This window comes from Devosia sp. ZB163 (assembly GCF_028613635.1).
GTDB lineage: Bacteria > Pseudomonadota > Alphaproteobacteria > Rhizobiales > Devosiaceae > Devosia_A.
Window position 1 is genome coordinate 1507185 of sequence record NZ_JAQRMY010000001.1, and the last position, 12094, is coordinate 1519278.

10 protein-coding genes are annotated in these 12094 nt (G+C 68.5%); 4 read left to right on the forward strand and 6 right to left on the reverse strand.

Annotated features, from left to right (window positions below; genetic code table 11):
* Positions 1-68 precede the first annotated feature (68 nt).
* Positions 69-1877: a DNA mismatch repair endonuclease MutL gene (gene mutL, locus PRN20_RS07600; protein WP_273956632.1), complete on the reverse strand. Its 1809-nt coding sequence runs from the start codon at positions 1875-1877 to the stop codon at positions 69-71.
* 92 nt (positions 1878-1969) lie between these two features.
* Between mutL and PRN20_RS07605 the strand changes: the two genes are divergently transcribed.
* Complete coding sequence (locus PRN20_RS07605; protein ID WP_273956633.1) at positions 1970-2113, forward strand: hypothetical protein; 144 nt, start codon at positions 1970-1972, stop codon at positions 2111-2113.
* Entirely contained in the window at positions 2110-2568 is a 459-nt protein-coding gene (locus PRN20_RS07610; RefSeq protein ID WP_273956634.1) for a nucleoside deaminase, read from the forward strand. The genes PRN20_RS07605 and PRN20_RS07610 overlap by 4 nt, the downstream gene beginning before the upstream one ends.
* Positions 2569-2657: 89 nt before the next feature.
* Here the strand turns inward: PRN20_RS07610 and PRN20_RS07615 are convergent, their stop codons facing one another.
* A complete protein-coding gene (locus tag PRN20_RS07615; RefSeq protein WP_273956635.1) occupies positions 2658-3623 on the reverse strand; it encodes a patatin-like phospholipase family protein in 966 nt (321 codons plus the stop codon).
* Positions 3624-3675: 52 nt separating this feature from the next.
* Positions 3676-4956 carry a phosphoribosylamine--glycine ligase gene (gene purD / locus PRN20_RS07620; protein WP_273956636.1) on the reverse strand — a complete coding sequence of 427 codons (1281 nt, stop codon included), beginning with the start codon at positions 4954-4956 and terminating at the stop codon, positions 3676-3678.
* A 128-nt stretch (positions 4957-5084) separates the two neighbouring features.
* Between purD and PRN20_RS07625 the strand changes: the two genes are divergently transcribed.
* Entirely contained in the window at positions 5085-7088 is a 2004-nt protein-coding gene (locus PRN20_RS07625) for a DUF5107 domain-containing protein (protein ID WP_273956637.1), read from the forward strand.
* Between the two features lie 31 nt (positions 7089-7119).
* A complete protein-coding gene (gene xseA, locus PRN20_RS07630; protein WP_273956638.1) occupies positions 7120-8532 on the forward strand; it encodes an exodeoxyribonuclease VII large subunit in 1413 nt (470 codons plus the stop codon).
* Between the two features lie 368 nt (positions 8533-8900).
* On the opposite strand, the gene PRN20_RS07635 is transcribed toward xseA, so the two are convergent.
* From PRN20_RS07635 to PRN20_RS07645, 3 genes are all read right to left on the reverse strand, one after another.
* Positions 8901-9872 (reverse strand): bifunctional riboflavin kinase/FAD synthetase, encoded by a 972-nt coding sequence (locus PRN20_RS07635; protein ID WP_273956639.1) that lies wholly within the window; start codon positions 9870-9872, stop codon positions 8901-8903.
* Positions 9873-9961: 89 nt separating this feature from the next.
* The gene (locus PRN20_RS07640; protein ID WP_273956640.1) at positions 9962-10816 is read right to left on the reverse strand and encodes a TIGR01459 family HAD-type hydrolase; all 855 of its coding nucleotides are present in this window, start codon (positions 10814-10816) and stop codon (positions 9962-9964) included.
* A gap of 17 nt (positions 10817-10833) precedes the next feature.
* Positions 10834-12057 carry an EAL domain-containing protein gene (locus tag PRN20_RS07645; protein ID WP_273956641.1) on the reverse strand — a complete coding sequence of 408 codons (1224 nt, stop codon included), beginning with the start codon at positions 12055-12057 and terminating at the stop codon, positions 10834-10836.
* Positions 12058-12094 lie beyond the last annotated feature (37 nt).

The following is a 12094-nucleotide window of genomic DNA, read 5'->3' on the forward strand; positions in this document are numbered from 1 at the left end:
CGGTTCAGCTCGCGTCCCCTCGCCCCTCTGGGGAGAGGGTCAGGGTGAGGGGCGCCACGCGAACTGGCCTAACGCGTCCGTCCGAACAACCGTTCAATATCGGCCTTCTTCAGCTCGACATAGGTCGGACGGCCGTGGATGCACTGGCCGGAATGCGGCGTGGCTTCCATCTCACGGAGCAGGGCGTTCATCTCCTCGACCCTGAGCCGCCGGCCGGAACGGACCGAGCCGTGGCAGGCCATGCGGCCGATGATTGCCTCGAGCCGGTCGGCGAGTGCGGCCGTCGATTCCCATTCGGCGAGGCCGTCGGCAAGGTCGCGCACGAGGCCCTCGATATCGGGCTGGCCGAGGAGGGCAGGGGTCTCGCGTACCGCCACCGCCCGCGCCCCGAAGCGCTCGAGGAAGAGGCCGAGCTTTTCGAGTGTCGGCGCTGCCTCCTCGAGGCGCGCACAATCTTCGTCGGGCAGTTCGACCACGACCGGGATCAGTTGCATCTGGCTGGCGACGGGCCCCGACGCCATCTGCGCCTTGAACCGCTCGTAGACCAGCCGCTCATGCGCCGCGTGCTGATCGACCAACAGCAGGCTGTCGCCATTCTGCGCCACGATGAAGTTGTCGAACATCTGCGCCCGCGCCGTGCCGAGCGGAAACTCCGCTGGCGTTTCGGCTGTTGGCGCCGGCTCGTCATACCGCGCGCTGGGCTCCGCAAAATCCGGGAAACGCACCGGCGCGGCAGTCGGTGATCCTCCCCCGCGGGACGGGGGAGGGGCCCCACCGTAGGTGGGGGAGGGGGCGGCCCAACGCTCCGTCGGGCGGACTGCCTCATAGTCAGGCACGCGGAATGCACTCACCACATCCTCGGCCACCGTGGACGCCGCCTTGTGGCCGGCCGCCGTCAGCGCGTCGCCGATGGCCCGGATCACCGCCCCGCGCACTGCGCCGGGATCGCGGAACCTCAGCTCTGCCTTGGTCGGGTGCACGTTCACGTCGACCTCGGCCGGATCGACCGACAGGAAGATCGCGACCACCGGGAAGCGGTCGCGGAACACGAAGTCGGCGTAGGCGGCGCGAATCGCTCCCACCAGTACCTTGTCGCGCACCGAGCGGCCGTTGACGAAGAAGTACTGGCTCAGCGAGTTGGCGCGCGTGTAGGTCGGCAGCCCGGCGAGGCCGGTGACGACGAGGCCATGCCGCATCGTCGCGAGGGTCACGGCATTCTCGCCGAAATCGGCGCCCAACACGTCGCCGAGCCGCGCTCGCAACGCGCCTTCACCCTCGCGCGCCGGCCAGTTCGACGCTGTGCGATCCGCCCCGTCGAGCACGAACTGCACGTGCGGATTGGCCATGGCCAGCCGCTTCACCATGTCGGTGATCGCGCCGGCCTCGGCCCGGTCGGACTTGAGGAATTTGCGGCGCGCCGGCACGTTGCCGAAGAGATCCCGCACTTCGACGATGGTGCCCCGGTTCATCGCCTGCGGCACCGGCCGGCTCCTTATCCCGTGCCGCACGGTGAGCTTCAGCCCGCTCGCGTCCTCCGCCCGGCGCGAGGCGATGCCGAGTTCTGCAACGGACCCGATCGAGGCCAGCGCCTCGCCGCGAAAGCCGAGCGTGCGGATGTCGTCGAGCCCGTCATCGGCGAGCTTGGATGTCGCATGCCGCTCGACCGAGAGCTTGAGGTCAGCCTCGTCCATGCCGACCCCGTCATCCTCGATGCGGATGAGAGCCTGCCCGCCGCCCGCCGTGGTGATGGCGATGCGCGTCGAACCCGCGTCGATGGCGTTTTCGACCAGCTCCTTCACCACGCTCGCCGGGCGCTCCACGACCTCGCCCGCCGCAATGCGGTTGATCAGATCTTCGGGTAGCTGTCGGATAGGCAAGGGGCGATTCTCCAGGCTGCCTTTTTAGTCCGAATCGCCGCCCGCTGCCGAGCGGAGTTGACACGTGTCCGGTTTTCCCCGAATGGCGGCGGATGTACCAGGAACTCCGTGAACTCGATCGGGCCCCGGAGCCCTTCTCGCGCTACACTACCGTGGACGCTGTGCTCGAGGTCGAGACCGGCTTGTCATGGCAGGGCGTAGCGACGCCGTTCTTCGTGGTCGCGAGGCCAGCATGACCGCAGCCAGCCCCATGGACCGAGCCCTGGCCCTCGCCTCGGAAGCCGCCGATGCGGGGGAGGCGCCTGTGGGCGCCGTCATCGTCGAGGGCGACCGCGTGCTGGCCGCCGAGCGCAACCGCATGCGCGAACTCGACGACCCCACCGCCCATGCCGAGTTCCTCGCTATCCGGACGGCCCTCGCCGCACGCGGCACGGGTCGGCTCGATGGCTGCGATCTCTATGTCACGCTCGAGCCCTGCGCGATGTGTGCCGGGGCCATCGCCCACACGCGCCTCCGCCGCGTCTACTATGGCGCCGAGGACCCCAAGGCCGGGGCCGTCGACAACGGTGTGCGGCTGTTCGAAAGCCCCAACTGCCACCACCGCCCCGAGGTCATCGGCGGGGTCGGCGCGCGCCGGGCCGGGGAACTGCTGAAGGCGTTCTTCCAGGGGCTGCGCTCCCCTCCCCCCTGAGGGGAGGGGCTGGGGGTGGGGGTCCATCTGCGATCACCGGACCACCCCCTCCCTCGATCCCTCCCCTCAGGGGGGAGGGAGGCGGCGCCTTACCGCGCTTCCGCCCGCATCGAGTCTTCCTCGTGGCGCATGAAGCTCTCGATCCGTCCTTCGAGCGCGCGCTTGAAGTTGTCCTTGTCCTTCTCGACGTGGGCGACGATCTCGCGCACGCGCCAGAACTCGAGGGCGCCGAAGCTGTTGAGGTGCGGCCTCACGTAGACGTCGGGCGGGTAGGCCGCCATCATGTGCGCCGTCAGCGAGTGCATCATGATCTGGGCCGAGCCGAACCACACGTCGATCACGTTGTGGTTGGTCTTGGTGAGCTGCTCGGACGGGTCGCCGTTGACGTCGATGCCGATGATGATGTCGGTGTCGGCCGCCGCCTGGTCGAGCGGCAGCGGGTTCACCACGCCCCCGTCCACCAGCATGTGGTTGGCGAAGGGCACCGGCTTGAACAGCCCGGGGATGGCCAGCGAGCCCGCGATCGCCGAGCGCAGCGCACCCTCCGAGAACACCGCCTGGTGCCAGGACTGGAAGTCGGTCGCGACGACGTAGAACCTGGTCTTCAGGTCCTTGAACTCGTGCGGGAAATCGTCGGGCAGGAAGGCATCGACGACGCGGCAGGCATCGAGCTGCACGTTGAGGCCGAGCTGGAAGAAGTTGCCGAGGTTGCGGATCTGCGCCCCCCACAGCCGCGCGGCGATGATGCGCATCGTGCCGAGCACCGAGAACGAGTGCTCGCGCAACTCCGCGCCGCTCATGCCATTGGCCCAGCCCGCGCCGATCAGCGCGCCGATCGAGGTGCCGGCGATCACGGTGGGCTTCACGCCCATCTCGTCCATCGCTTCGATATAGGGGATGTGGGTCAGCCCACGGGCCGAACCGCCGCCGAGCGCGACGCCGATGCGCGGCTCGCTGCCGGTGCGGATCGGCTGCTCGCGGAACTCGCCCCGCAGCCGATCGACAATCGCCTGCCCTCTCCGCTGGAGCGGCGTCTGCACAAGCGGCGCTGTCATCTCATGGGTCACGATAAGGAGTTAGGTTACTCTGGACCCGTTTATAAGATGTTCAGGCCCGTTTGAGTTCCCGCTCGATGGCGCGCCAGCCGATATCGCTACGGCAGAAGCCTTCCGGCCAGTCGATCCGGTCGATCGCGTCATAGGCCCGGTCGCGCGCTTCGGCCACGGTCTGGCCCAGCGCCGTCACGTTCAGCACCCGCCCGCCATTGGCGATCAGCTTGCCATCGCGGCGGAGCGTGCCGGCGTGGAAGACCTTGAGCTTGTCGGTATCGAGGCCGTCGACACCGCGGATCTCGCTGCCCTTGACGGGGTTCACGGGATAGCCCTTGGCGGCATAGACCACCGTCAGCGCCGCCTCGTCGGTGAACTCGGGGCGAATGCCGTCGAGGGTCCCCCGCGCCGTCGCCTCCAGCAGGTCGAGCGCGTCCGATTTCAGGCGCAGCATCAGCACCTGGCACTCGGGATCGCCGAAGCGGACATTGTACTCGATGAGCTTGGGCCCATCGCGCGTCACCATGATGCCGGCGAACAGCACGCCGGTGAACGGCGTCCCGCGCTCGGCCATGCGGCGGATGGAGGGAAGGATGATCTCGTTTTCGACCTGCGCCGTCATCTCCGGCGTCATCACTGGGGCAGGGGAGTAGGCGCCCATGCCGCCTGTATTCGGGCCGCGGTCGCCGTCCCACACCCGCTTGTGGTCCTGCGCGCTTGGCAGCATGACGACGCTTTCGCCGTCGCAGAGGGCGAAGATGCTCGCTTCCTCGCCTTCGAGATATTCTTCGATCACCACGGTGGAGCCGGATTCGCCGAAAGCGCCCGAGAAGCAGTCGCGCACCGCGTCGGCCGCTTCCTGGATGCTCATCGCCACGGTCACGCCCTTGCCGGCGGCAAGGCCGTCCGCCTTGATCACGATCGGCGCGCCCTGGTCGTGGACATAGGCCAGGGCGTCGCCCTCGTTGTCGAAGCGGGCGTAGGCCGCCGTCGGCACATTGGCTTCGTCGCAGAGCGCCTTGGTGAAGGACTTGGAGCCCTCGAGTTGCGCTGCGGCCCTGGACGGCCCGAAGCAGAGCAGCCCCGCTTCTCGCAGGTCGTCGCCGAGGCCGGCGACAGCCGGCGCATCGGGGCCGATGACGACGAAATCGACCTGCTCGGCCTTGGCGAAGGCGATGACCGCGGCATGGTCGGTGATGTCGACCGGCACGTTCTGCGCGAAACTCTCGGTGCCGCCGTTGCCGGGCATCACGAACAGCTTCTCGCAGCGCGGCGACTTCGCGATCGCCCAGGCGAGGGCATGTTCGCGGCCACCCGAGCCGATCACCACAATGCGCATATGAGGTCCTCAGTGGATCGCGGGCCGCTCTAGCACGGGTGACCCCGTCTCGCCAGATGCGGCGAAGGAAGCGTTGCACGACGCAGCGCGAGCGGACATGGTGTCGCCCGCTATGGAGGGGGTACCGAATGACGGCCGACGGCAAGACGCGCATCGAACGCAACACCTTGAAGATGCCGATGTCCCGGCTCGGTGCGCCCAGCGGGTTGCCGCGTTTCCGCTGGCAGCAGCCGATCGCCGACGCCAACACACCACCCAATCGCGGCCTCAACGCCGAGGAGAGCGCCCACGGCTTCCAGTGGGGCAAGGATTCGATCCTGCCCTACCGCGTCTTCGACGACTACGATCGCTCCCTCGCGCCCGGTGACATGGAGCTTGTCACCATCACCAATGGCCGGCTCGAGGCCACCGTGGCGCCGCACCTGGGTGGCCGCCTGATGTCGCTGCGCGACCTGAAGCTCGGCCGCGACCTGGTGTTCAGGAACCCGGTGTTCCAGCCGGCCAACCTCGCTTCGCTGAACGCCTGGTTCTCGGGCGGCATCGAGTGGAACGGGCTCATTCCCGGGCACACGCCCTTCACCGTGGCACCGGTCTTTGCCGGCATCCTCGAGACGGAGCGCGGCCCGATCCTCAGGATCTACGAGTTCGACCGCATCGTCGAGGCGACGTGGCAGATCGATCTGTTCCTGCCGAACGATGACGACCGGCTGTTCGTCCATGGCCGCATCGCCAATGCCGCCGATGCCCCCAAGCTCGCCTACTGGTGGACCAACGTCGCTGCCCCGACCATGAAGGGCATGCGGGTGCTGAGCCCGGCCGACTACTCGATAGAGCACGTGCTGCCCGGCAACGAGCTGGCGCGCTTCTCCTTCCCCGATCCTGACCGGTTCGATGGCTCCTATCCCGGCCGCTGGCGCGATGCGACCTCGGTGTTCTTCCGCGCGCCCGGGGCGCCCCGCATGTACATCGCCGCGCTCGACGAGAGCGGTGCGGGGCTGGCGCAGACCAGCACGTCGACCCTGGTCGGCCGCAAGTTCTTCTATTTCGGCACCGCCGCGGGCGGCCAGCAGTGGATGAACTACCTGGCCCGGCCCGGCGAGGGCGACTACATCGAGATCCAGAGCGGCGTCACGCCGACCCAGAACCAGCGCTTCGAGCTCGCCCCGCAGAGCGAGCTGCACTGGACCGAGGTCTATGGCGCCCTCGCCGTCGATCCGGCCGTCGTGCACGACCCCGATTACCAGCGCGCCTCCGCCGGCACCGGTGACGCGATCGATGCGCGCTTCCCACCCCAGGAGCTGGCCGAGGTCGACCGCTTCCTTGCCGAAGCGTCCCGCCGGCCGGTGACGGAGCGGCTGAGCGCCGGCGCCGTCTGGGGAGCACGGCAGGAGCAGCTGACCGGCCGCCGCCTCGCCGAAGGCCTCGACTTCGCCGTCGCGACGCCCGGCGACGCCTGGGACGACCTTGCCGGCACCGGCCGCCTCTCGGAGCGCAGCCTTGCCGTCGTGCCCGAGGAGTTCGCCGTTTCCGACCTCTGGGTCGAGCGGCTCGAGCAGAGCCGGGCCGGGCAGGGCGACACCTGGCTCAACACCCTGCTCCTCGGCATTGCGGCGCTCGATCGCGAAAATCGCGAGGAAGCGGCGCGTCTCTTCGAGCGCTCCGTCGCCCTGAAGCCCACCTGGCTCGGCCTGCGTCAGCTGGCTCTCGTCGCCACGGATGGCGCCGAAGCCGAGCGGCACTACCTCGCGGCCTGGGCCATGGGCGATGCGCCGCCGGCCCTCGCCGCCGAGATCGTCGCCCTCCTCGTCCGCAACGGCCGCTTCGACCAGCTCGAGGCCTTCGCTTCGGCACTGCCCGAATCGGCGCTCGGCGACGAGCGCGTCCACCTCGGGCGCGCCCGGGTCGCCGCCCGGCAGGGCGAGCTGGACCTGCTCGACAAGCTCCTCAAGCGCAATTTCGCGACGATCCGCGAGGGCGAGAACCTGCTCGAGGAACTGTGGGTGGCGCTGCAGCGCGGCCGGCTGCACGAAGCGCTGGGTCGCGAGCCGAACGCCGCAGAGCTCGCGGATCGGCTGCGACAGTTCCCGGTGCCGGCCCATCTCAACTTCCGGATGAAGTCCGCCGACTCTTGACGGACTCATCCTCATGCCGCACGTGAAGGGCATGTCCGCGCCCTTCACGAATGCCGCCGAGTTCACCGTTTCCGAGATCGCGGGCGCGGTGAAGCGCACCATCGAGGATGAGTTCGGCCATGTCCGGGTGCGCGGGGAGATTTCCGGCTTCCGCGGCGTCCACTCGTCGGGCCACGCCTACTTCACACTCAAGGACGAGAACGCCTCCATCGACGCGGTGGTGTGGAAGAGCTCGTGGCCGCGGCTGACCTTCAAGCCCCAGGAGGGCATGGAGGTGATCGCGACCGGGCGGCTCACCACGTTCCCGCGCTCGTCCAAGTACCAGATCGTCATCGAGCAGATCGAGCCGGCCGGTGCCGGCGCGCTGATGGCCCTGCTCGAGGAGCGCCGCAAGAAGCTTGCCGCCGAGGGCCTGTTTGCCGCCGAGCGGAAGCGCGAGCTGCCCTACCTGCCGGAGGTCGTGGGCGTCATCACCTCGCCGACTGGGGCGGTGATCCGCGATATCCTCCACCGCATCTCCGACCGCTTCCCGCGCCATGTCCTCGTCTGGCCTGTGCGCGTCCAGGGCGAGACGTCGGCCCCGGAAGTGGCCGCGGCCATCGACGGCTTCAACGCCATGCGTCCCGACGGCCCGATCCCGCGCCCCGACGTGCTCATCGTCGCGCGCGGCGGCGGCTCCATCGAGGACTTGTGGGGCTTCAACGAGGAAGTCGTCGTCCGCGCCGTCGCGTCGAGCCGCATCCCCGTCATCAGCGCCGTGGGCCACGAGACGGACACCACGCTCTGCGACTACGCCGCCGACCACCGCGCCCCGACGCCGACCGCGGCAGCCGAGGCAGCGGTGCCGGTGCGCATCGACCTCATCGGCTATGTCGACGAACTCGGCAGCCGGCAGCGCCAGGCCTCGCGCCGCATCGCCTCCAACTATCGCGATCGCCTGCGGGCCGCCTCGGCAGGGCTGCCGCGCCCGCTCGATCTCGTCGCCTCGGCGCGCCAGCGGCTCGATCATGCGGCCTCGAACCTTGCGGCGGCGCTGCGCCATACGGGACAGCGGAAGCGCATCGCCTACGAGCGGCTCGCCGGGCGACTGTCGCCCAACACGCTGCGCAGCGAGGTCCGCAACCTGCGCGGCCGCCTCACCCCCGTTGCCAACAGCCTGCAGCCGGCGGTCGTCCGCATCATCGACCAGCGCCGCCAGCGGCTCGAGGCTGCCTCCAAGCTTCTCGATGCGGTGAGCTACCGCAATATCCTCGACCGCGGCTTCGCCGTGGTGACGGATTCGGAGGATCGGATCGTCAAGAGCGCCGAGCAGGTGCAGCCGGGCGAGAGCCTGACCGTCGAGGTGTCGGTCGGCAAGATCGGCGTGACCGTCGGCGGCGCCCCCGCGGGCCGCAAGCGCGTGAAACCGCCGCCGGGAGAAGGCAATCAGGGCAGTTTGTTCTAGCTGATACCGAGAAAAGGCCCCCCTCACCCGCCGCTCCGCGGCGACCTCTCCCCCAAAAGGGAGAGGTGGAGGTTGTGCCACGATCTCGCCCCATCGCCACCTCTCCTTAGGGGGAGAGGTCGGCCCGAAGGGCCGGGTGAGGGGGCCTAGCCCCGTGCACCGCTGCGCTCCCCTCCCCCTTGAGGGGAGGGGCGGGGGGAGGGGGTCCATCGGCGATCCCCGGACCACCCCCACCCTCGATCCCTCCCCTCAAGGGGGAGGGAGGCGATAGCTACCAAGATCGAAGTTCTCTCTGCTCCCCTCCCCCTTGAGGGAGGGGGTCCGTCAGCGACGCACCACGCCATCCTCTCCCTCGAAGGGAGGCAGGGTTACCGGAAGAACCCCAGCTTGCCGTCGAGCTCCGACACAGGCAGCGTCGCCTGCAGCAGGTGGCGGGCTTGGGCCGCGTCGTTGTTCACGGCGGCGATCAACTCATCGAGGCTGGAGAACTTGGCCTGGCCGCGCACCGTGCCGAGCAGCGCCACTTCCAGCTTCTGGCCATAGATGTCCTCGTCGAAATCGAAGATCCACGTCTCGAAGGGCGGGCGCTCGTCGGTGAACATCGGCTTGCCGTAGCTCGCGACGCCATCGAGCAGGCGGTTGCCCAGCTTCGCACGCACGGCGTAGACGCCCTGCATGAGGTCGAAGCCGGTGGGGGTCGCCATGTTGGCGGTGGGGAAGCCCAGTTCGCGCCCGCGCTGATCGCCGGTCACGACGACGCCAGACAGGAACCAGTGATAGCCGAGGAGCTGCGCGGCGCCTGCGACATCGCCCTCGCCGAGCAGCGTGCGGATGCGGGTCGATGAGATGTGGTCGTCGCCCTCGTCGAGCATGTCGAGGATCTCGACATCGAAGCCGTGGCGTTGTCCGGCTTCCTTGAGGAAGGCCGGGGTGCCCTGGCGCTTGTAGCCGAAATGGAAGTCGGCCCCCACCTCGACGCCGCGCACGTTCAGCGCGCCGACGAGGAAGCGGGTGACGAAATCTTCCGCCTCGATGCGCGAGAACTCGAGGTTGAACGGCATGACGACGATGCCGTCGAGCCCGAGGGCGCGGGCGATCTCGGCCTTTTGGTCGGCATAGGTGAGCCGGAACATGAATGGCTCGGGCGCGAACACGTCGCGCGGATGCGGCTCGAACGTGAGCATCAACGCCGGCACGCCAGCCGCATTGGCGCGCTCCTTGAGAGCGCGGAAGACATGCTGATGCCCGCGATGACAGCCATCGAAATTGCCGATCGCCACCATCGCGCCCTTGAGCGCTTCCGGTACCTCGTCGAGGCCCGCGAGCCGAATGAAGGTCAAGTTCCCACCCGCCCTATTAGGTCAGCGCGATATGACAAGAAATGGCCTGCCATGCAAGGCAGCCAAGGGATGATCAGCCATGCGCTCGCTCACCACGCCAGCCGGGGCACGAAGCCCACCGTGTTCGCCCCGCTCGGTTCGACCAGCGCGCGGATCGCGTCGGGATCGGGGTTGCCGAAGGCGTCGAGCTCTGCGGCGTGGATCGAACCGGTGACAAAAAGGAGGTCCAGCCCCGCGCCTGCCGCGCCGATGGCGTCCGTGCGCACCGAGTCGCCGATGGCGAGGATGCGGCTGCGATCGACCGGGCGGCCTGCAGCTTTCTCGGCCAGCCGCAGGGCCTCCGCGTAGATCGGCTTGTACGGCTTGCCGACCATGACGATCATGCCGCCACGCGCCTCGTAGAGGTCGGCGAGGGCGCCGCCGCAATAGAGGATCTGGTCGCCGTGCTCGACGACGCGATCCGGGTTGGCGGCGATCAGCGGCAGGTTGCGGCTGAGCCAAAGGGTGATCCGGTCATTGTACATGTCCGGGGTGTCGTGGTCGGTATCGAGGTCGGTGACGACGATGGCCTTAGAATCCTCGGCACGGCCGAGCGTGATGTCGAGGCCCTCGAACAGGCTGTCATTGTCGTGCGGCGGGCCGACATAATGGACGGTCTGGCCGCGATAGCGCTCGAGCACGACCCGGGTCGCGTCGCCGGAGGTCACGACGTCGTCATAGGCTTCGCGCGAGACGCCGAGGCGATCCATCATCTCGATGATCGGCCCGTGCGGACGCGGGGCGTTGCTGATGAGCACGACGCGCCCGCCATTGCGCCGGTAGTTGACCAGCGCCTCGACGGCGGTCGCATGGGCGGCGATGCCGTTGTGCACAACGCCCCAGATGTCGCTCAAAACCACGTCGTAGCGGGCAGCGATCCCACCCAGACCATCAAGTGCTTGCATAGGAGTAGTCCTGTCGTTCAGGCCTGCCTGCGCTCAGGCTGGCGTGCGCGTTCGCCGATGAGGTCGGCGCGCACGGGTCCCGGCCGGCCGATATGCGGTCCCTGTACCAGACCGATACCGTCCTCGAACAGACTTAGCAGTTGCTGCTCGTCGATCACGCCTGTGGCACAGAGCGCGATGTCGAACCGCTTGGCATAGGGCGAGATGTCCGCCGTGTGGAAATCGGAGAACGTCTCGGGCTTGTTGAGGAACTGGGTGGCGTCGAACCGCACCACCGTGAAGCCCAGCCCCTCGAGCTCGGCGAAATCGAAGCGCAGCGACGCGGCGTCGCGCAGCACGAAACCCGCGCCCGCCTTGCCGAACTCGCCGAGCAGGCGCTTCTCCGGCGCGCCCAGCGTCTTGTACTGCGCCTGCGCCAGGGAGAAATCGAGCGATGAGGTGATGGCCTGGTTGGCGACGAGCGTCGCCAGCACCTGGTCGAGCGCCTTGCGATCGCCGATCGTTGCCTTGCTCAGCGGGATGAAGAGCCGGATCGGCTGCCCGGAAGTCTTGGCCCGGCGCGCAATCGTCACCGCTTCCTCGAGCGCCAATGCCTCGATCTGCCGGACCAAGTCCTCGCCGCCGCGGCGCGGCATGAAGTCCGGCGCATCGGCCAGTCCACCTGCATCCTGCATCAGCCGGGGAACGAGGTCGTACCCGAGCGGCTTGCGCGAGGGCAGGCTGACGACCGGCTCGATGTGAAACACCAGCCGGTTCTGCTCGAGCGCCGCCCGCAGCTCGGCCTCGGGAATGAGGGGCTCGTCGAACACGTCGTCGTCTTCCTCGGGCGGCAGTTCCACTATGCCCGGCCCCGAGCTGGTGCGTTCGGTGTGATGCCCCTCTTCGAGTTCTGCCAGCGCCTCGGCCAGCTGCCGGGTCACCGTGCCCAGAACCGAGATGTCCGCCTCGATGCCCTCGAGCCGGCTGCCCACGTTGGTGTCCGCAATGGCGTTGACGCGCTGGCTCAGCACCTGGCCGGCCTTGGCATCGGTGGAAAGCAGCCGCGCGAGATCCTCGATCGCCCGCTCGAGCCGTGCCTCGGAACGCTGGCGCAAGCGCCGTTCCATCAGCATCACGGCAATGGCGCCGAAGGCGATGGCGGTCACGAAGGCTTCGATGGGCGAGAAGGTCAGGCCGAAATAGGCAGCAGCAGCGACGCCGAGCGTGGCCAGCGCGATGAATATGTATACTAGCCCTTGCACGGTCCGCCTCGTGCTCCCAAAACGCGGGATTCGACAC

What these genes read in the sequence shown, in the direction of transcription:
- PRN20_RS07605 (WP_273956633.1), top strand. Translation starts at nt 1,970, where the DNA reads ATGTACCAGGAACTCCGTGAACTCGATCGGGCCCCGGAGCCCTTCTCG.
- purD (WP_273956636.1), bottom strand. Translation starts at nt 4,956, where the DNA reads ATGCGCATTGTGGTGATCGGCTCGGGTGGCCGCGAACATGCCCTCGCC.
- xseA (WP_273956638.1), top strand. Translation starts at nt 7,120, where the DNA reads ATGTCCGCGCCCTTCACGAATGCCGCCGAGTTCACCGTTTCCGAGATC.
- PRN20_RS07610 (WP_273956634.1), top strand. Translation starts at nt 2,110, where the DNA reads ATGACCGCAGCCAGCCCCATGGACCGAGCCCTGGCCCTCGCCTCGGAA.
- PRN20_RS07615 (WP_273956635.1), bottom strand. Translation starts at nt 3,623, where the DNA reads ATGACAGCGCCGCTTGTGCAGACGCCGCTCCAGCGGAGAGGGCAGGCG.
- PRN20_RS07625 (WP_273956637.1), top strand. Translation starts at nt 5,085, where the DNA reads ATGACGGCCGACGGCAAGACGCGCATCGAACGCAACACCTTGAAGATG.
- PRN20_RS07640 (WP_273956640.1), bottom strand. Translation starts at nt 10,816, where the DNA reads ATGCAAGCACTTGATGGTCTGGGTGGGATCGCTGCCCGCTACGACGTG.